18 protein-coding genes and 2 pseudogenes are annotated in these 18,539 nt (G+C 69.8%); 9 read left to right on the top strand and 11 right to left on the bottom strand.

Going from position 1 to position 18,539, the window contains the following annotated elements; genetic code table 11:
* Positions 1-137 precede the first annotated feature (137 nt).
* The 5 genes from ACFWBN_RS01155 to dnaA form a co-directional block, all read right to left on the bottom strand.
* Positions 138-668, bottom strand: coding sequence for a DUF721 domain-containing protein (locus ACFWBN_RS01155; RefSeq protein ID WP_385168543.1), 531 nt, complete (start codon positions 666-668; stop codon positions 138-140).
* On the bottom strand, positions 665-1,801 hold the full coding sequence (gene recF / locus ACFWBN_RS01150; protein WP_385168540.1) for a DNA replication/repair protein RecF: 1,137 nt from the start codon (positions 1,799-1,801) through the stop codon (positions 665-667). The genes ACFWBN_RS01155 and recF overlap by 4 nt, the downstream gene beginning before the upstream one ends.
* Before the next feature lie 72 nt (positions 1,802-1,873).
* A complete protein-coding gene (gene gnd / locus ACFWBN_RS01145; RefSeq protein ID WP_385168537.1) occupies positions 1,874-2,749 on the bottom strand; it encodes a phosphogluconate dehydrogenase (NAD(+)-dependent, decarboxylating) in 876 nt (291 codons plus the stop codon).
* A gap of 206 nt (positions 2,750-2,955) precedes the next feature.
* On the bottom strand, positions 2,956-4,086 hold the full coding sequence (dnaN, locus tag ACFWBN_RS01140) for a DNA polymerase III subunit beta (protein ID WP_136210318.1): 1,131 nt from the start codon (positions 4,084-4,086) through the stop codon (positions 2,956-2,958).
* 864 nt (positions 4,087-4,950) lie between these two features.
* Positions 4,951-6,750, bottom strand: a complete 1,800-nt coding sequence (dnaA, locus tag ACFWBN_RS01135) for a chromosomal replication initiator protein DnaA (RefSeq protein ID WP_385168533.1) — start codon at positions 6,748-6,750, stop codon at positions 4,951-4,953.
* 355 nt (positions 6,751-7,105) lie between these two features.
* Here dnaA and rpmH point away from each other — a divergent pair, with 355 nt between their 5' ends.
* The 8 genes and pseudogenes from rpmH to ACFWBN_RS01095 all read left to right on the top strand — a co-directional run.
* Positions 7,106-7,243 (top strand): 50S ribosomal protein L34, encoded by a 138-nt coding sequence (gene rpmH, locus ACFWBN_RS01130; RefSeq protein ID WP_008741645.1) that lies wholly within the window; start codon positions 7,106-7,108, stop codon positions 7,241-7,243.
* Between the two features lie 21 nt (positions 7,244-7,264).
* A complete protein-coding gene (gene rnpA / locus ACFWBN_RS01125) occupies positions 7,265-7,639 on the top strand; it encodes a ribonuclease P protein component (protein ID WP_385168530.1) in 375 nt (124 codons plus the stop codon).
* Positions 7,636-7,917 carry a membrane protein insertion efficiency factor YidD gene (gene yidD, locus ACFWBN_RS01120; RefSeq protein WP_382635465.1) on the top strand — a complete coding sequence of 94 codons (282 nt, stop codon included), beginning with the start codon at positions 7,636-7,638 and terminating at the stop codon, positions 7,915-7,917. Before rnpA ends, yidD begins: the two co-directional genes overlap by 4 nt.
* 3 nt (positions 7,918-7,920) lie before the next feature.
* Positions 7,921-9,024, top strand: coding sequence for a membrane protein insertase YidC (gene yidC / locus ACFWBN_RS01115; RefSeq protein WP_385168527.1), 1,104 nt, complete (start codon positions 7,921-7,923; stop codon positions 9,022-9,024).
* A gap of 15 nt (positions 9,025-9,039) precedes the next feature.
* Positions 9,040-9,552, top strand: a complete 513-nt coding sequence (locus ACFWBN_RS01110) for a R3H domain-containing nucleic acid-binding protein (protein ID WP_365164382.1) — start codon at positions 9,040-9,042, stop codon at positions 9,550-9,552.
* A gap of 99 nt (positions 9,553-9,651) precedes the next feature.
* Positions 9,652-10,368 (top strand): 16S rRNA (guanine(527)-N(7))-methyltransferase RsmG, encoded by a 717-nt coding sequence (gene rsmG, locus ACFWBN_RS01105; protein ID WP_385168523.1) that lies wholly within the window; start codon positions 9,652-9,654, stop codon positions 10,366-10,368.
* A 264-nt stretch (positions 10,369-10,632) separates the two neighbouring features.
* Positions 10,633-11,721, top strand: a complete 1,089-nt coding sequence (locus ACFWBN_RS01100) for a ParA family protein (RefSeq protein ID WP_385168520.1) — start codon at positions 10,633-10,635, stop codon at positions 11,719-11,721.
* Positions 11,718-12,542, top strand: a pseudogene (locus tag ACFWBN_RS01095) (ParB/RepB/Spo0J family partition protein); the annotation flags it as partial. The gene ACFWBN_RS01100 and the pseudogene ACFWBN_RS01095, both read left to right, overlap by 4 nt.
* Here ACFWBN_RS01095 and ACFWBN_RS01090 read toward each other — a convergent pair.
* Positions 12,530-12,907 (bottom strand): annotated as a pseudogene (locus ACFWBN_RS01090) (hypothetical protein); the annotation flags it as partial. The pseudogenes ACFWBN_RS01095 and ACFWBN_RS01090 sit on opposite strands and share 13 nt — an antisense overlap.
* On the opposite strand from ACFWBN_RS01090, the gene ACFWBN_RS01085 reads away from it, so the two are divergent.
* On the top strand, positions 12,906-13,523 hold the full coding sequence (locus ACFWBN_RS01085; protein ID WP_030707724.1) for a GNAT family N-acetyltransferase: 618 nt from the start codon (positions 12,906-12,908) through the stop codon (positions 13,521-13,523). The pseudogene ACFWBN_RS01090 and the gene ACFWBN_RS01085 sit on opposite strands and share 2 nt — an antisense overlap.
* An 84-nt stretch (positions 13,524-13,607) precedes the next feature.
* Here the strand turns inward: ACFWBN_RS01085 and trxA are convergent, their stop codons facing one another.
* The 5 genes from trxA to ACFWBN_RS01060 form a co-directional block, all read right to left on the bottom strand.
* Positions 13,608-13,949: a thioredoxin gene (trxA, locus tag ACFWBN_RS01080; protein ID WP_327263377.1), complete on the bottom strand. Its 342-nt coding sequence runs from the start codon at positions 13,947-13,949 to the stop codon at positions 13,608-13,610.
* A gap of 63 nt (positions 13,950-14,012) precedes the next feature.
* Positions 14,013-14,972: a thioredoxin-disulfide reductase gene (gene trxB / locus ACFWBN_RS01075; protein WP_385168514.1), complete on the bottom strand. Its 960-nt coding sequence runs from the start codon at positions 14,970-14,972 to the stop codon at positions 14,013-14,015.
* Positions 14,973-15,096: 124 nt separating this feature from the next.
* A complete protein-coding gene (locus ACFWBN_RS01070) occupies positions 15,097-16,077 on the bottom strand; it encodes an anti-sigma factor family protein (RefSeq protein ID WP_385168510.1) in 981 nt (326 codons plus the stop codon).
* Positions 16,074-16,775 carry an RNA polymerase sigma factor SigM gene (sigM, locus tag ACFWBN_RS01065; protein ID WP_385168505.1) on the bottom strand — a complete coding sequence of 234 codons (702 nt, stop codon included), beginning with the start codon at positions 16,773-16,775 and terminating at the stop codon, positions 16,074-16,076. Before sigM ends, ACFWBN_RS01070 begins: the two co-directional genes overlap by 4 nt.
* A 28-nt stretch (positions 16,776-16,803) precedes the next feature.
* Positions 16,804-18,531: a serine/threonine protein kinase gene (locus tag ACFWBN_RS01060; RefSeq protein WP_385168499.1), complete on the bottom strand. Its 1,728-nt coding sequence runs from the start codon at positions 18,529-18,531 to the stop codon at positions 16,804-16,806.
* Positions 18,532-18,539: the final 8 nt, after the last annotated feature.

Here is an 18,539-nt window from a genome sequence, read left to right as displayed (position 1 = left end):
GCCCCGCCGGGCACATCCAGCCCCGCCGGCGTTTGAGGCGCGGGGTCCGGGGCGGAGCCCCGGGTCCCGGCGCAGCCGGGCTCAGCCCCGCCGGGAGCCGACCGGCAGCCGGGCTCACGCTCAGCCCCCCGCAAGAGCTATCCGTACGTGTCCCCGGGACCGGAACTCCCCGGCGCCCGCCACGGCCCGTACCCCTTGGGCCGCCCCCCGGGCCCCCGCACGAGAATCACCCGCACCGTCCCCTGCCCCAGATCCGCGTTCAGCCGCGCCACCAGCTGCGGAGCCAACAGCTTCAGCTGCGCCGCCCACGCCGAGGAGTCGCACCGCACGACGAGTTCACGGTCCTCGTACCGCTCCGGTTCACAGTGCGCCGCGATCTCCGGCCCGACGATCTCCGGCCAGCGCTCCATCACACCCGCCACCGCCATCGGCATCTCCCAGCCGCGCTCCGTGCGCAGCCGGTCCAGCGCCGCCATCAACGGCATCGGGTCCCGGCCGTCCGCCCGCGCCCCCGACCGCAGCCCCGGCTGCTGCTGCCGCTTCCGGCCGCCCGCCGCGTTCCCCCGGGCCCGCGCCTGCTCCCGCGCCGCGGCCAGCGCCTGGCGCGCCAGATCCACGCCGGAGACCTCGGGGGTCTTCCGGGGCGGCTCCTTCTCCTGGTCGCTCACAGCCGGGTCACCTCACCACCGGACACCCCGAACCGCGCCCCCACCAGCACACCCGGAACGTCATCGTCCACCGCCGCCGTCACCAGCACCTGCTCGCCCGGCGCCACCAGCTCGGCCAGCCGCTCCCGGCGCCGCGCGTCCAGCTCCGCGAACACGTCGTCCAGGATCAGCACCGGCTCCGCGCCCTCCGAGCGCAGCAGCTCGTAGGAGGCCAGCCGCAGGGCCAGCGCGTACGACCACGACTCCCCGTGGCTCGCGTACCCCTTCGCCGGCAGCTCCCCCAGCCGCAGCACCAGGTCGTCGCGGTGCGGACCGACCAGGGTCACACCCCGCTCGATCTCCTGCTTGCGCACCTCCGAAAGGGCCGCCAGCAGCACCTCGTAGATCGCCTCGCGGCCGCGCGCCGCACCGCTGTCCACCGGCTCGCCCGCGGAGGACTTGTACGAGAGCCCCAGCGGGCCGCCCCCGGGCGCGAGCTGCTCGTAGGCCTTGTCCGCCAGCGGCAGCAGCGTCGCGATCAGATCCAGCCGCTGCGCCAGCAGCTCCGCGCCCGCGCGCGCGAGGTGCTGGTCCCACACGTCGAGCGTGGACAGGTCCATCGACCGCCCGCCGTGCCGACGCGCCATCGCCGCCGACTTCAGCAGGGTGTTCCGCTGCTTCAGCACCCGCTCGTAGTCGGAGCGGACCGCCGACATCCGCGGGGAGCGCGCCGTGACGAGCTCGTCCAGGAACCGGCGCCGCTCGCCCGGGTCGCCCTTCACCAGGGCCAGGTCCTCCGGCGCGAACAGCACCGTCCGTACGATCCCCAGCACGTCCCGCGGTCTGACCTGCGAGGACCTGTTTATCCGGGCCCGGTTCGCCCGCCCCGGGTTCAGCTCCAGCTCGACCAGCTGCTGCCGCTCGCCCTGGGTGACGGCCGCGCGGATGATCGCCCGGTCCGCGCCCATCCGTACGAGGGGGGCGTCCGAGGAGACCCGGTGGCTGCCCAGCGTCGACAGGTAGCCGATCGCCTCGACGAGGTTGGTCTTGCCCTGGCCGTTGGGGCCCACGAAAGCCGTGACGCCCGGGTCGAGGGGAACCTCGGCCCGGGCGTACGAGCGGAAGTCGGCCAACGAGAGATGCGAAACATGCATACGGCGCCGACCTCCCCCGGCTTCCTGCTGCTGTGCTCTGTGGAGCTGTGGAGCTGTGGTGCTGTGGTGGAGCTACTTCTTCTCGACCGCGTGGCCGCCGAACTGGTTGCGCAGCGCGGCGATCATCTTCATCTGCGGGGAGTCCTCCTGGCGGGACGCGAACCGCGCGAAGAGCGAGGCCGTGATCGCGGGCAGCGGCACGGCGTTGTCGATCGCCGCTTCCACCGTCCAGCGGCCCTCGCCCGAGTCCTGGGCGAAGCCGCGCAACTGCTCCAGGTGCTCGTCCTCGTCCAGCGCGTTCACGGCCAGGTCCAGCAGCCAGGAGCGGATGACCGTGCCCTCCTGCCAGGAGCGGAAGACCTCGCGGACGTCGGTGACCGAGTCCACCTTCTCCAGGAGCTCCCAGCCCTCGGCGTAGGCCTGCATCATGGCGTACTCGATGCCGTTGTGGACCATCTTCGCGAAGTGGCCCGCGCCGACCTTGCCGGCGTGTACGGCGCCGAACTCGCCCTCGGGCTTGAGGGCGTCGAAGACCGGCTGGACCACGGCGACGTGCTCCTTGTCGCCGCCGTACATGAGGGCGTAGCCGTTCTCCAGGCCCCACACGCCACCGGAGACACCGCAGTCGACGAAGCCGATGCCCTTGGCCTTCAGCTCCTCGGCGTGCTTCTCGTCGTCGGTCCAGCGCGAGTTCCCGCCGTCGACGACGATGTCGCCGGGCGAGAGCAGCTCCGCCAGCTCGTCGACGGTGGACTGCGTCGCCGCGCCCGCCGGGACCATCACCCACACCACGCGGGGGGCCTGCAGGCTGTCCACAAGCTCCTGCAGGCTGTGGACATCGGCGAGGTCCGGGTTGCGGTCGTATCCGATGACGGTGTGGCCTGCGCGGCGGATGCGCTCGCGCATGTTGCCGCCCATCTTGCCGAGACCGACGAGACCAAGCTCCATCAGGTGGTTCCTTAAGCGTTGTGACCGTCTGTGCCGGGTTCCCCCGGCTCCCCGGGGTACCCAGGCTCCGAGCCTACGCCGGGCGGCCCGGCCCGGCCCCACGGGCGCTCCCCGGACGGGCGTACGGCGGGGGAGCCGCGCGCCGGGGGAAAACGCCGTCGGGCCCGGTCCGCAGCCTGCGAGACCGGGCCCGACGTACGAGAGCGTCAGCCGGACAGACGCACCGGCATGATCAGGTACTTGTACGCCTCGTCCGCTTCGGCGTCGACGGCCGGGCGGCCGCTGAGCAGCGCCGGCTTGGTGGACGTGGTGAAGCTCAGCTGTGCGGCGGGCGAGTCGATCGCGCTCAGGCCGTCGAGCAGGAAGGTCGGGTTGAAGGCGATCGAGATGTCGTCGCCCTCCAGCTTCGCGTCCACGCGCTCCACAGCCTGTGCATCGTCGCTGGAACCGGCTTCCAGGATCAGCACGCCCTGCTCGAAGCTCAGGCGGACCGGGGTGTTGCGCTCGGCGACCAGAGCCACGCGCTTGACGGCCTCGACGAACGGGGCGGTCTCGATCACGGCGATGGAGTTGAACTCCGTCGGGAAGAGCGTGCGGTACTTCGGCAGGTCGCCTTCGAGCAGGCGGGTCGTGGTGCGGCGGCCGGCGCCCTCGAAGCCGATGAGGCCCTCACCGGCACCGGAGCCCGACAGCGCCAGGGTGACGGTGTCACCGCTGGTCAGGGACTTGGCGGTGTCCAGGAGCGTCTTCGCCGGCACCAGGGCCACGGCGGAGGCGTCCGGGTTCTCCGGCTTCCACAGGAACTCGCGGACCGCGAAGCGGTAGCGGTCGGTGGAGGCCAGGGTGACGCGGTCGCCCTCGATCTCGATGCGGACACCGGTCAGCACGGGCAGCGTGTCGTCGCGACCGGCGGCGATGGCGACCTGGGCGGCGGCGGAGGCGAAGACCTCACCGGGCACGGTGCCGGTCGCGGTCGGCATCTGCGGCAGCGCCGGGTATTCCTCCACAGGCAGGGTGTGGAGTGTGAATCGCGAGGAACCGCAGACCACGGTCGCCCGTACACCGTCTGTGGAAATCTCCACCGGGCGGTTGGGGAGGGCGCGGCAGATGTCGGCGAGCAGCCGGCCGGAGACGAGGACGGTGCCGTCCTCCTCGACGTCCGCCTCGACGGAGACGCGGGCCGAGACCTCGTAGTCGAAGCCGGAGAGGCTCAGCGTGCCGTCCTCGGCCTTGAGCAGCAGGCCCGCGAGAACGGGCACCGGCGGCCGGGCCGGGAGGCTACGGGCAGCCCAGGCCACCGCCTCCGCGAGTACGTCGCGCTCCACCCGGATCTTCACCGGAACCGCCTCCTGCTGTTGCTCGCTCGTCTGCCGGCCTTCGTCGTCGGCTCGTCGATGCCTCGACCGATGCCGGGGACCAGTCTGACGTACGGCGCCGACAGTCGTGGCTGCCGGCGGTCAAGTCGGGAGCGAGGCGTCGGGGCGGCCGATCGACGAGTTGTGCACAGGACCTGCTTGAAAACCGAAACCGGCCTAACTCTCTATGGGGGTAGTAGTAGGGCCTGTGGAAACGGTGGATAAGCCCGTTCTCGCAGGTCAACCCGCGTTTTTTATCCCCACACCCTGTGGGTGGCACCGGTGGACAACACGGTGTCTCTGTGGAGAACGAAAACTTCTGCACAGGCTGTCCCCAGGGGACCCCCACTACTCCACAGGTGTGTCCCCAGCTTTCCCCCGGTACTCCACAACCCAAACGTCCACCTTGGTGTGACGGCTTTCACTCGGGGCGGTGAGGAGGGGTGGCGCGTTGCCGAACAGTGGACAACGGTGTGGAGAAGAGATCGGATCCTGTGCACAGGATCGGGGAACCTGTGGGTGGTCGGTGGACAACGTGGTGGACAGCCCTGTGGACGAATTCTCTGTCCACAGGCTGTGGATGAAGCTTGCGCACAATTCCACAGGGGGTTGACCTGCCCTGATGGTGCCTCACCCCGCACCCCTGTGGACAAATTGTGGGCGACGGATCCCGTCCCCAGGGTGTGGACGGAAGAAAGTCCGCGAATCTGTGGATGACTTGCCCCGCAGGGGGCGTATTCGAACAGGTCAGGGGCGCGCGGACGAAGAAGGGCGCCCCCGTGATGACCCGGGAGCGCCCTCTGTTCGCGTGTGGAGAGGCTCTGCCGAAGCCGCAGAGCCTTCGTCTCAGGCGTTCTTGATGCGGTTGGTGAGCTCCGTGACCTGGTTGTAGATGGAGCGGCGCTCGGCCATCAGAGCGCGGATCTTGCGGTCCGCGTGCATGACGGTGGTGTGGTCGCGGCCGCCGAACTGTGCCCCGATCTTGGGCAGCGAGAGGTCGGTGAGCTCCCGGCACAGGTACATGGCGATCTGCCGCGCGGTGACCAGGACCCGGCTGCGCGAGGAGCCGCACAGGTCGTCCACCGTGAGGCCGAAGTAGTCGGCGGTGGCCGCCATGATGTCGCCGGCGGTGATCTCGGGCGCGCTGTCCTCGCCGCCCGGGATCAGGTTCTTGAGGACGTCCTCGGTGAGGCCCAGGTCGACCGGCTGCCGGTTGAGGCTCGCGAAGGCCGTGACCCGGATCAGCGCCCCCTCCAGCTCGCGGATGTTGCGCGAGATGCGGGAGGCGATGAACTCCAGCACCTCCGGCGGGGCGTTGAGCTGCTCCTGGACGGCCTTCTTGCGCAGGATCGCGATGCGGGTCTCCAGCTCGGGCGGCTGGACGTCGGTGATCAGGCCCCACTCGAAGCGGTTGCGGAGCCGGTCCTCCAGGGTGACGAGCTGCTTGGGCGGCCGGTCGGAGGAGAGGACGATCTGCTTGTTGGCGTTGTGGAGCGTATTGAAGGTGTGGAAGAACTCCTCCTGCGTCGACTCCTTGCTGGCGAGGAACTGGATGTCGTCGACGAGCAGGATGTCCATCTCGCGGTAGCGCTTGCGGAACGCGTCGCCCTTGCCGTCGCGGATGGAGTTGATGAACTCGTTGGTGAACTCCTCGGAGCTCACGTACCGCACGCGGGTGCCGGGGTAGAGGCTCCGCGCGTAGTGCCCGATGGCGTGCAGCAGGTGCGTCTTGCCGAGGCCCGACTCTCCGTAGATGAAGAGGGGGTTGTACGCCTTCGCGGGCGCCTCGGCGACGGCCACCGCGGCGGCGTGCGCGAAGCGGTTGGAGGCGCCGATGACGAAGGTGTCGAAGAGGTACTTCGGGTTCAGCCGGGCGGTCGGTTCGAGCGGGCCCGAGGTGGAGCCGCCGGACGGGGCCGGGGGCGCGGTCGGCCGGCCCGGGGGCTGGCGCGGCGCGGGCTGCTCGTATTGCTGTTGTTCGTACTTCTGCTGCTCGTACTGGTGCTGCTGGTGCGACTGCTGGGATTCGTACGGGGACTGCTCGTACTTCTGCTGCTCGTAGGAGCCCTGCTCGTATGAGGAGGGCTCGGGCTGCTGGAGGTAGCCCGGCTGCGGGGAGGCGTACGGGTCGCGCTCGGGGAAGCCGCCGAGGCGCGGCTGCTGCCAGCCGTAGTCGTCCTGCTGCCCGCCGCGGGGCCAGGCACCCGGCTCGGGGCGCTGCTGCTGGTAGTCCGGGTAGGCGGGGCGGGCCGTGGGGAGCTGGTCGTCGGAAGGCCCGCCGGGTCCGCCCGGTCCGCCGCCGGGGCGCTGGCCGGGGTAGGGCTCGTAGGCGTCGCGCTGCTGGACGGGCGGGGCGGGGGGCGCGGGCTCGCCGGCGGAGTCGTCCACGGTGATGGCGATCCGGATGGGGCGGCCGCATTCCCGGCTCAGCGCGTCGCTGATGAGGGGGGCGAGGCGGCCTTCGAGGACGCGCTTGCCCCATTCGTTGGGGACGGCCAGCAGTGCGGTGTCGGCGACGAGTGCCAGGGGCTGGCATCGCTCGACCCACTGCTTGTCCTTGGGCTCGATCCCCGGCTGTCCCTCCCCGAGGAGCTTTTCGAGCACCCTTGGCCACACTGCGGCAAGATCGGCAGGTACGTCAGCCACAGAGCACGCTCTCTCACAGGGGTCCCACGAATGTGTGGTTCTTTGGGACGGTCGGGACAAAAAATCCGGGATCAGGCAACGGTAGTCAGGCCAGCGGGTACGGTTCAAGTCGTTGTCCACAGCCTGTGCACAGTGTGGGGCAGCCTCGGCTCGGTTTGACCGGATGGCGTAGCCGCGCGTACCGTAACGAGGTCGAGTTGTCGATGGCTGCTGCCGCCTGCCTACCGATGGGCGAAGATCACTTCTTGTGATCGTTTAGCGGTGCCACTCGGGCGAACACGCGAGTTTCCTCGTGGGCGCACGGTGACAGCCAGGCGATGTCCCGCCACAACGATTCATTCTCTGGAGCCCCCGAGTGAGCAAGCGCACCTTCCAGCCGAACAACCGCCGTCGTGCCAAGACCCACGGCTTCCGTCTCCGGATGCGTACCCGTGCCGGTCGCGCGATCCTCGCGAACCGTCGTGGCAAGGGCCGCGCCGCCCTTTCCGCGTAACAACACGCAGGTCGTGACGTCGTGCTGTCTCCCGAAAATCGGCTGAGGCGGCGCGAGGACTTCGCGAGCGCGGTACGCCGAGGGCGTCGGGCTGGTCGCCCGCTCCTCGTCGTCCACCTACGTACAAGCGGTGCAACGGACCCGCACGAGTCGGGGGAGATCGATCCCTCGACGCGTGCGGGTTTCGTCGTCAGCAAGGCTGTCGGCGGCGCCGTCGTCCGTAACCGGGTGAAGCGCCGTTTGCGCCATCTTGTCCGCGAGCGGCTGTCCCAGCTGCCCGCCGGTAGCCTGGTGGTGGTACGTGCGTTGCCCGGAGCGGGTGACGCCGGCCCCGACGAACTGGCCCGGGACCTGGATGCCGCCCTGGTGCGGCTCCTGGGAGGCGTGGCTCGATGAAGTACCCGCTGCTCGCTTTGATCAAGCTGTACCAGTGGACCATCAGTCCGCTGCTCGGGCCGGTGTGCCGCTACTACCCGTCGTGTTCGCGCTACGGGTACACGGCCATCGACCGGCATGGTGCGGTGAAGGGGACGGTTCTGACCGCCTGGCGGATCCTGCGGTGCAATCCGTGGTCCCCGGGTGGTGTGGACCACGTCCCACCCCGTAAACGCCCGCGTTGGCACGAGCAGCTGCGCAGTGCGTTGCGTAGATCTCGCAATGCTCAAGGAGCCTGATTAGTGGACACGATTGCCAGTCTGTTCAGCTTTATCACCACACCCGTCTCGTGGATCATCGTCCAGTTCCACAAGCTGTACGGAGCGATCTTCGGTGCGGACAGTGGGTGGGCCTGGGGCCTGTCCATCGTGTCCCTGGTGATCTTGATCCGTATCTGCCTGATCCCGCTCTTCGTGAAGCAGATCAAGGCGACGCGTGGCATGCAGGCGCTCCAGCCGAAGATGAAGGTGATCCAGGAGCGCTACAAGAACGACAAGCAGCGTCAGTCCGAAGAGATGATGAAGCTGTACAAGGAGACGGGTACCAACCCGCTCTCCTCGTGCCTTCCCATCCTGGCGCAGTCCCCGTTCTTCTTCGCGCTCTACCACGTGCTCGCGAGCATCGCCAACGGCAAGACGATCGGCGTCATCAACGAGTCGCTGCTGCAGAGTGCCCGGCAGGCGCACATCTTCGGGGCTCCGCTGGCCGCCAAGTTCACGGACAGCGCCGACAAGGTCGCGAGCCTGAACGCCTCGATCACCGATGTGCGTGTCGTGACCGCCATCATGATCGTCCTGATGTCGCTGTCGCAGTTCTACACCCAGCGTCAGCTGATGCAGAAGAACGTCGACCTGTCGGTCAAGACCCCCTTCATGCAGCAGCAGAAGATGCTGATGTACATCTTCCCGGTGATCTTCGCGGTCATGGGCATCAACTTCCCCGTGGGTGTTCTCGTCTACTGGCTGACCACGAACCTGTGGACCATGGGCCAGCAGATGTACGTGATCAACCAGAACCCGACGCCGGGCAGCAAGGCGCAGGACCAGTACCTGACCCGTCTGCTGAAGCACATCGGCTCGCACGGTGACGTGAAGGGCCGCTCCAAGAAGAAGATCGTGGCGGCGATCGTGGCCAAGGGCCCGGACCGCAACGACAACGAGCGCAAGTTCATCACGGCCCTCACCAAGCAGGGTCTGGCCGCTCAGGCCGACGGCTCCGTGGCCAAGAGTGCCGAGGCCACGGCCGACGCGGACGCGGCGAGCGGCGGTGCCCCGAAGCGGCAGCAGCCGAAGCGGCAGACGAAGTCGAAGCGCCAGACGCCCACCAAGCCCTCTCCCAAGAAGTAAGAAGGAGTCCCTCCCGTGACGGAAGGCACCACCACCGCCGCCGCTGAGGGCGGCGACACCCTGACCCGCCTCGAGCAGGAGGGTGAGATCGCGGCCGACTACCTCGAGGGTCTGCTGGACATCGCCGACCTGGACGGCGACATCGACATGGACGTCGAGGCCGACCGGGCCGCGGTGTCGATCGTCAGCGACTCCGCCAGCCGTGATCTGCAGAAGCTCGTGGGCCGCGACGGTGAGGTTCTGGAGGCTCTGCAGGAGCTGACCCGCCTCGCCGTGCACCGGGAGACCGGGGACCGAAGCCGGCTGATGCTGGACATCGCCGGGTTCCGTGCGAAGAAGCGCGAGGAGCTGGCGGCGCTGGGCGCCAAGGCCGCGGCGGACGTGAAGGCGTCCGGCGAGCCCCTGAAGCTGGCCCCGATGACGCCGTTCGAGCGCAAGGTCGTCCACGACGCCGTGGCGGCCGCGGGTCTGCGGAGCGAGTCCGAGGGCGAGGAGCCGCAGCGCTTCGTCGTTGTGCTTCCGGCCTGATCGGTAGCGCACGTGTTCGGCCCCGTCTGTGTCGCAGACGGGGCCGAAGTTTGTCAGCCTGGCATGTGAACAACCATGCGGTACGGAAGGACGGTCCCCGTGACGGAGGCAGCTGAGCTTCCCCCGGCGCCTGAAGAGGCGCGCGCGGTGTTCGGTGAGTTTTTCCCGGAAGCTGTGCGGTACGCGGAGCTGCTGGCGGACGCGGGAGTCGAGCGGGGCCTGATCGGGCCGCGCGAGGTGCCGCGGCTGTGGGAGCGGCATCTGCTGAACTGCGCCGTGCTCTCGGAGGTGGTGCCCCAGGGCGTCACCGTGTGCGATGTGGGTTCGGGCGCGGGTCTGCCCGGTATCCCGCTGGCGCTGGTGCGTCGTGATCTCAAGATCACGCTGCTGGAGCCGCTGTTGCGGCGGACGAACTTCCTCCAGGAGGTCGTGGAGCTGCTGGGCCTGGACCACGTCACCGTGGTGCGCGGGCGGGCCGAGGAGGTTCTCGGCAAGCTGCAGCCGGTGCATGTGGTGACGGCGCGCGCGGTGGCTCCACTGGACCGGCTGGCCGGCTGGGGCGTTCCCCTGCTGCGTCCGTACGGGGAGATGCTGGCGCTGAAGGGCGACACCGCGGAGGAAGAGCTCGTGGCGGCCAAGGCGGCGCTGACGAAGCTCGGTGTGGTGAAGACCTCGGTGCTGCATGTGGGCGAGGGCGTGGTCGATCCGCTGTCGACGGTGGTCCGGGTCGAGGTCGGAGAGAGCCCCGGTGGGGTGAGATTCGCGGCCAAGCGGGCTAAGGCTGCCCGGGTGCAACGCACGCGCCGGCGCCGCTGAGCCTCTGATCCTCGGGGTACCCGAGGAGATTTGGCCTGTGTTGGGCCCTATAGGTATGGATTTCGGAGTGTCGTAGCGGCGGGGAGACTCCCTCCGGGCATCGTGTTTCACGTGAAACGTCGCTCTCTGCTGCACGGAATCATCAGCCGCGGTCGTGCGGCTGCGTCCCCCCGCCTCCGCAAGGATGTGAGGGGGACGGAGTTGTCCACATCGGTGGATTCATCCACAGGAGTACGGGCCCCGCTGGTTCGCGACCCGGGTGACATGGCAGGCTCTGTTCATCGCGAGCCTGATGTCGAGGAGAGTGACACCGTGCGGTCCGACGCCAACCTCGCGGGGCCGATGGCCGATCCGGTCCCCGGTCCCCGCTCTGAATCGGCGGGCGAGGATGTTTCACGTGAAACATCGCCTCCGCCCCTTGTAGACAACGACACACCCATCGGCCGAGCCGCCCAGCTGGCGGTCGAGGCGCTGGGGCGCGCCGGCGAGGGGCTGCCCCGACCGGAGCAGACCCGGGTCATCGTGGTCGCCAACCAGAAGGGCGGCGTGGGCAAGACCACGACGACCGTGAATCTGGCGGCCTCGCTGGCGTTGCACGGGGCGCGGGTCCTGGTGGTCGACCTCGACCCGCAGGGCAATGCCTCCACGGCGCTGGGCATCGACCACCACGCGGATGTGCCCTCGATCTACGACGTGCTCGTGGACAGCCGGCCCCTGCTGGAGGTCGTCCAGCCCGTGGTGGACGTGGAGGGCCTCTTCTGCGCCCCGGCCACGATCGACCTGGCGGGTGCGGAGATCGAGCTGGTGTCCCTGGTGGCCCGTGAGAGCCGTCTCCAGCGGGCGATCCAGGCGTACGAGCAGCCGCTCGACTACATCCTGATCGACTGCCCGCCCTCGCTGGGGCTCCTGACGGTGAACGCCCTGGTGGCCGGAGCGGAGGTGCTGATCCCGATCCAGTGCGAGTACTACGCGCTGGAGGGCCTGGGTCAGCTGCTGCGCAATGTCGACCTGGTGCGGGCCCACCTGAATCCGACGCTGCATGTGTCGACGATCCTGCTGACGATGTACGACGGCAGGACCCGGCTGGCCTCGCAGGTGGCGGAGGAGGTGCGCACGCACTTCGGCAAGGAGGTACTGCGGACGAGCATCCCGCGGTCGGTGCGCATTTCCGAGGCACCGAGCTACGGGCAGACGGTGCTCACGTACGACCCGGGTTCCAGTGGTTCCCTCTCCTATCTGGAGGCTGCGCGGGAGATCGCGTATCGAGGGGTCGGAATGCAGTACGAGGCCCAGCAGGCCCACCTGGGCGCGGGTATGAACAGCACGCAGAATGTGGCGGAGGGGATCCAGTGAGTGAGCGACGTAGAGGTCTGGGGCGGGGGCTCGGTGCGCTGATTCCCGCGGCTCCGCAGGAGAAGACGCCGCCGGTGATCGGTTCCGGTTCGACGTCCCCGTCGGCGGTGCCGGTGTTGACCTCGGAGCGTGGGATCGCGGCGGCGAAGCTCGCTGCGCTGGCCCAAGCCGATGTTTCACGTGAAACATCGCTTGCGGTCGCGGCGGTGAGTGAGCCGGTGCCGGCGGAGCCCGAGACCAATGGGGTGGCGGGAGCGACCTTCGCGGAGCTTCCGATGGGCGCGATCACGCCGAACCCGCGGCAGCCGCGCGAGGTGTTCGACGAGGACGCCCTTGCCGAGCTGGTGACCTCCATCCAGGAGGTGGGCCTGCTCCAGCCGGTGGTGGTGCGGCAGGCGTCCCCCGGTCGCTATGAGCTCATCATGGGCGAGCGGCGCTGGCGGGCCTGCCGGGAGGCCGGTCTGGAGAGCATTCCGGCGATCATCCGGGCCACGGACGACGAGAAGCTTCTGCTGGACGCGCTGCTGGAGAACCTGCACCGGGCCCAGCTGAATCCGCTGGAAGAGGCTGCGGCGTACGACCAGCTGCTCCAGGACTTCAACTGCACGCACGACCAGCTGGCGGACCGCATCGGCCGGTCGCGTCCCCAGGTGTCGAACACGCTGCGGCTGCTGAAGCTGTCGCCTTCGGTTCAGCGCCGGGTGGCCGCGGGTGTGCTGTCGGCGGGGCATGCGCGGGCCCTGCTGGCGGTCGAGGACTCCGAGGAGCAGGACCGTCTGGCCCACCGGATCGTGGCCGAGGGGCTCTCGGTGCGTGCGGTCGAGGAAATCGTGACGCTGATGGCGTCGGAGCCCACGAGTGCCGTGAGGCCGAAGGGTCCGCGTGCGGGTGCCCGGGTGGCTCCCGCGCTCAGCGAGCTGGCGACGCGGCTGTCGGACCGGTTCGAGACGCGGGTGAAGGTGGATCTGGGCCAGAAGAAGGGCAAGATCACCGTCGAGTTCGCGTCGATGGAGGATCTGGAGCGGATTCTGGGGACGCTGGCGCCGGGCGAGGGCCGGGTGCTGGAGCAGGGTCTTTCCGGGGAGTGACCCCCGGCCGCCGAGGGGCGGATCGTGCCGGTGCGAACCGGTACGGTCCGCCCTTTTGCTGTCGAAAGAGTGAGGGTCAGTGGATACGATGCGTTCATGGGTCGTCGGCTGGTACCGCTCACGCTGGACAACCTCCAGGACCTGCCCCGTCGTTGCCGGTCCTGTGTGTTCTGGGAACTGGATCCGGTCAGCGGCGAGGCCGCGGTGAAGGCGGGTACGCCCGCACTGGAGAAGGAAGCCTGGATCTCCGCTGTCCTCTTGGAGTGGGGATCGTGCGGCCGCGTGGTCTACGTGGACGAGGTTCCGGTGGGGTTCGTGCTGTACGCGCCGCCGGCGTACGTGCCGCGGGCCACCGCGTTTCCGACCAGTCCCGTCTCACCGGACGCCGTTCAGCTGATCACCGCGTGGATCATGCCGGGGTATCAGGGGCAGGGTCTGGGGCGGGTGATGGTCCAGACGGTCGCGAAGGATCTGCTGCGGCGCGGGTTCCGGGCCATCGAGGCGTTCGGGGACGCGCGGTGGGAGGGCCCGGCGTGCCTGCTGCCGGCGGACCACCTGCTGGCCGTGGGCTTCAAGACGGTGCGGCCCCACCCGGTGCATCCGCGGCTGCGGCTCGAGCTGCGCTCGACGCTGTCGTGGAAGGAAGACGTGGAGCTGGCCCTGGACCGGCTGCTGGGTGCGGCGCGCAAGGAGCCCGCGCTGCGCCCGCTGTGAGCAGGAACCTGAATCCTTCAAAAACGCGGAACGGGGCCGCCCCCACGAAGGGGGCGGCCCCGTTTCACGTGAAACATCGAACCGTCAGGCGGTCTTGACCTCGACGAAGTCCGCGAGGTCGCGCAGGATGGCGGCCTTCGGCTTGGCACCGACGATGGTCTTGGCGACCTCGCCGCCCTGGTAGACGTTCAGGGTCGGGATGGACATGACGCCGTACTTGGCAGCCGTGGCCGGGTTCTCGTCGATGTTCAGCTTGACGATCTCGATCTGGTCGCCGTACTCGGCGGCGATGGCCTCGAGGGACGGCGCGATCTGGCGGCACGGTCCGCACCAGGCGGCCCAGAAGTCCACCAGTACGGGCTTGTCGCTCTTGAGGACCTCGGCGTCGAAGTCAGCGTCGGTCACGTTCTTGAGGGTGCCGGCCACAGCGGCCTCCTTCTTCTTCCTGCGGGGTGTGGGGTGGGGGGCTGGTAAGGGGGTCGGACCGGGTCAGACCGCGGCGTGGGCCTTCTCGGCGTCCGCGAGGGCGGCGAGGAAGCGCTCGGCGTCGAGGGCGGCGGAGCAGCCGGTGCCCGCGGCGGTGATGGCCTGACGGTACGTGTGGTCCACGACGTCGCCGGCGCCGAACACGCCGGTCACGTTGGTCCGGGTGGAGGGGGCGTCGACCTTGAGGTAGCCCTCGGCGTCGAGCTCCAGCTGGTCCTTGAACAGCTCGGTGCGCGGGTCGTGGCCGACGGCGATGAAGAGGCCGGTCACGGGCAGCTCGGAGGTCTCACCGGTCTTGGTGTTGCGCAGGGTGAGGCCGGAGAGCTTCTGCTCGCCGTGGATCGCGGCGACCTCGCTGTCCCAGGCGAACTTGATCTTCGGGTCGGCGAAGGCGCGGTCCTGCATGGCCTTCGAGGCGCGCAGGCTGTCACGGCGGTGGACGATCGTGACGGACTTGGCGAACCGGGAGAGGAAGGTGGCTTCCTCGATCGCGGTGTCGCCGCCGCCGACGACGGCGATGTCGTGGTCCTTGAAGAAGAACCCGTCGCAGGTGGCGCACCAGGAGACACCGCGGCCGGACAGGGCGTCCTCGTTGGGCAGGCCGAGCTTGCGGTGCTGGGAGCCGGTGGTGACGATGACGGCCTTGGCGCGGTGCACGGTGCCGGCGGTGTCGGTGACGGTCTTGATCTCACCGGTGAGGTCGACGGATACGACGTCGTCGGGGACGAGCTCGGCGCCGAAGCGCTCGGCCTGGCCGCGCATGTTGTCCATCAGGTCCGGCCCCATGATGCCGTCCTGGAACCCGGGGAAGTTCTCCACCTCGGTGGTGTTCATCAGGGCGCCACCGGCGGTGACGGCACCTTCGAAGACCAGGGGCTTGAGCGAAGCGCGTGCGGTGTACAGGGCGGCGGTGTAACCGGCCGGCCCGGAGCCGATGATGATCACGTTTCGGACGTCGCTCACGGGTTTCTTCCTCGTCTCTGCGGACTGCGTGCTGCCTACCGGGGGCCGGTGCGGACTCTCACCCCACCCAACGGATCCTACGGCGCATGCATTCCCCTCCCGTCCCCGTGTGCGTCCCGACGCGTCAGCTCCGGGGATGGGTGCTCGTCAGCAGGGGCTTTCCGGGGGCTCCCGAGGCCTCGTTCTCGCATCCGGCATCGACGAGATAGGCGTCCACGCGGGAGGAGTCACCTGGGTGCGGCAGGACGAGGAGGTAGACGGCCGTGCCCTGGTAGCGGCCGCGCTCGGTGGCGAGGGGTGCCTCGGAGCGGCCGGTTGCGGCCTGGACGCAGGCCGGGACGGTGCCTACCCGCAGGTCGCCGGGGGCTACCCCCTGGGCGGGCGGGGTGTTCTCCATCCCGTAGGTGTTGTTCTGCTGCCCGGAGTCGGTTCCGGCGAGCTTCTGGGAGTCGAGGAGCTGCTGGACGTTCTTCTGGAGGCCCTGCGCGGTGTAGGCACCTGCTTCGGCGGAAGGCCGGGCCGCGGAGCTCGCGGCCTCGCTGCGGGCCGTGGGGCGGTCGGATGTGCCGGACAGGTCGCTGAACAGGAAGATCCCGAGCGCGCAGGCGGCGGCCCCGGCCAGTCCCGTGAGTACGGCGATCCGGCGGCGGGCACGACGACGGCCGGGTCCGCTTGGGCCGGTCGGGTGACCGGAGGGCCGGTGGACGCCGGATCCGCCGGCAGCGGAGGGCTGGGGGTGCTTCCCCGTGGCAGCCGGGGGCGTTTCACGTGAAACATCGCCCTCGGTCGGGCGGGGCCGAGGAGCCGACGCGGGCCGGGTTCGGGGGCTGGTGGAGTCGAGGAGCGCTTCGGCGGCCAGGGCCGCGTCGATACGGCCCGCGATGTCGGCGGGCATCCGGGCCGGTCCGGGGAGGGTGCCCAGCAGGGAGCGGATCTCCTCCAGGGAGGCGCGGACATCGGCGCACAGGGGGCAGTCGCCCAGGTGGCGGCGGATTTCGGCGGTCCGGGACGGGGAGAGGAGCCCTTCGGTCAGGTCGGAGATCTCCGAGACGTCCGGGTGCCGGATCGTGCCGGTCGTGCCGGGCATGCCAGTCGCCGGGGTCATGGTCGTCCACCTCCGCCCTTCACTGCGTCTGGGTCTGGATGACTCGGTTCTGCCGCTGGTGGGACGGCTGTCCCCGGCGTCCGGTTCCTTCCCCGCTCGGCGGCGGTGTTATCCCCGGCATTCGTGCGCAGATGAGTGAGCATCGGGAGGAGTTTCGCCCGGCCGCGCGCGCACCGGCTCTTCACGGTGCCGGTGGGGACGTCGAGGACGCGCGCGGCCTCGGCGACGGGGTATCCCTGCATGTCGACGAGGACGAGTGCGGCCCGCTGCTCGGCCGGGAGGGTGCTCAGGGCGGCCAGGAGCTGCCGGTGGAGGTCCTGGCGTTCCGCGGGGGCCTCGGCGGACTCGTGGGGCTCCAGGAGGCGCTCCAGGCGGTCCGTGTCGTCGAGCGGGGAGGTCCTGCGGGAGGCGGCCTTGCGGGCCCGGTCGAGGCAGGCGTTGACGGTGATGCGGTGGAGCCAGGTGGTGACGGCGGATTCCCCGCGGAAGGTGTGGGCGGCCCGGTAGGCGGAGACCAGGGCGTCCTGCACGGCGTCTGCGGCCTCCTCGCGGTCGCCGAGGGTGCGCAGGGCCACGGCCCACAGGCGGTCCCGGTGGCGCCGCACGAGCTCACCGAAGGCATCGGGGTCTCCGGCTGCGTGCATCGCCAGGAGCTCCTGGTCCTGGGCCGAGGCAGGGTCGTCAGCCGCAGGCCTCATGATTCCCCTCCTGGTTGGCGCCGTCTTGTTATGAGGTCCGGGAGAACGAGACGTTCGAGATGCCCTGCTTGTAGCCGGCGCCGCTGTAGTCGGAGGGACCGGACTTCGGCATGGCCGTGAGCCACACGACCACGTAGCGCGTCTTGACCGCGGTGGGCGCGACGAGGTCGATCCGCTTGTCGGAGGTGGTCCCGGCGATGATCTTCTGCAGGCTGCCGACCGGCGTCGACGAGGACATGCTGGGGGCCGCGTAGATCGTCGCGCTCGTGTGGTCGCCGCCGAACTTGAACGCTATCGAGGCGCCGCTCACGTCCTGCTCCGAGCCCAGATCGAAGACCAGGCCGAGGCCCTCCTTGTAGATCCCCAGGTCGGGGCCGTCGTTGAAGGCGTAGGTCCGCCAGTAGGAATCGGGGTCGCCGTCGTAGCTGTTCGAGACGCCGTCGATGTTCTGGGGCTTGCCGTCCGGGTAGTACTCGGCGGCCTGCCTGATGGTGAGGGGGACGCGCTCCGGTTCCTTCGGGGCGTCGTTGTCCTTGGGCTGGGTGTTGCTGCTGCCGTTGTCGCCCTGGGTGCCGTGCTCCAGCAGGGCGTCGGCCAGCTGCCAGCTGCCGAGGCCGAGGGCGGCGATGAGCAGGGCGGCGACGCCCCACTTCAGGGCCCGACCGGTGCGGCCGTTCAGCGGGGGCGGCGGAGGGACGACCGTGACGTTCTGGGTGGGGGGAGTACCGGGGGGCGTGGGACGGCCGTAGTTGCCCTGCTGGTAGGTGGTGTGCTGATACTCCGGCGGGGCCGTGAAGGCGGGCTCCGGCGGCCGGATGCGGGGCATCGCGGCGACGGCCTTGGCCAGCTCCTCGGGGGTGGTGCAGGCGGGCTCCTGGCGGGAGGCGGTGGCCCCGTCGTTGGCGAGCGCGCGCATGGCGAGCTCCCCCAGGCCCCGGTGGACGCCGGCGCGGACCTGGTCGGGGGCGATCAGTCCCACGCCCTTGGGCAGGCCGGCGAGGCCGTAGGCGTCGTTCTCGTACGGCCAGCGCTGGGTGAGGGCGGCGTACAGGAGCGCGCCGATGGCCTCGGTGTCGGCTCGCTGCGGGGTCTCGCTGGTGATCCCGCGCAGGGCGGCGTTCACGGCGAGGCCGCGAATGCGGTACTGGCCCGTGGAGGTGCGCAGTATCGCGCTGGGCGTCAGCCGCAGGTGGGCGAGGCCTTCGCGGTGGGCGGCGGTCATGGCCTGGGAGATCTGGCTGACGAGCTGGTAGGCCTCGTGGGCCTCCAGCGGGCCCGCGGCGAGCAGCGCGGTGAGTTCGGTGGCGTCGGGGAGCCACTCGTGGACGACGTAGACGAGGTCGTTCTCCTCCACGGCGTCGAGGACCTGGACGAACCGGGGGTCGCCGAGCAGGGCGGAGGAGCGGGCCGCGGCCAGGACGGAGCGGGCCCGCGGGTGGTCGGCGGGCAGCAGGTGGACGCCCACGGCCCGGCGCAATTTCTCGTCCATCGCGCGCCAGCTGCTGAATCCGTCCACACGGGTGACGCACTCTTCGAGCCGGTAGCGCCGGGCGAGCTTGTGGCCGCTGTGGAGCTCGGGGGCGGCCGCGGGGGCCGCTGTCGTGCGCTCGGCGTCCTTGTCGGCCATGGGTCCGTCCGCGGCTCGTCCGTTCTGGGTGTCCACCCCGTCGGCCGTGACCTTGTCCGCTCCTGCGGCCAGCGGCTCGTCGCCACTGTTGTCGGCCACGTCGACGGCAGCCGTGCTACGTTCCGCCACCGTCGTTC

This window comes from Streptomyces sp. NPDC059989 (assembly GCF_042736975.1).
In the GTDB taxonomy this organism is placed as follows: Bacteria; Actinomycetota; Actinomycetes; order Streptomycetales; family Streptomycetaceae; genus Streptomyces.
Note: the sequence above shows the minus strand (reverse complement) of the source record. Positions and strands in the feature narration are given on the sequence as shown.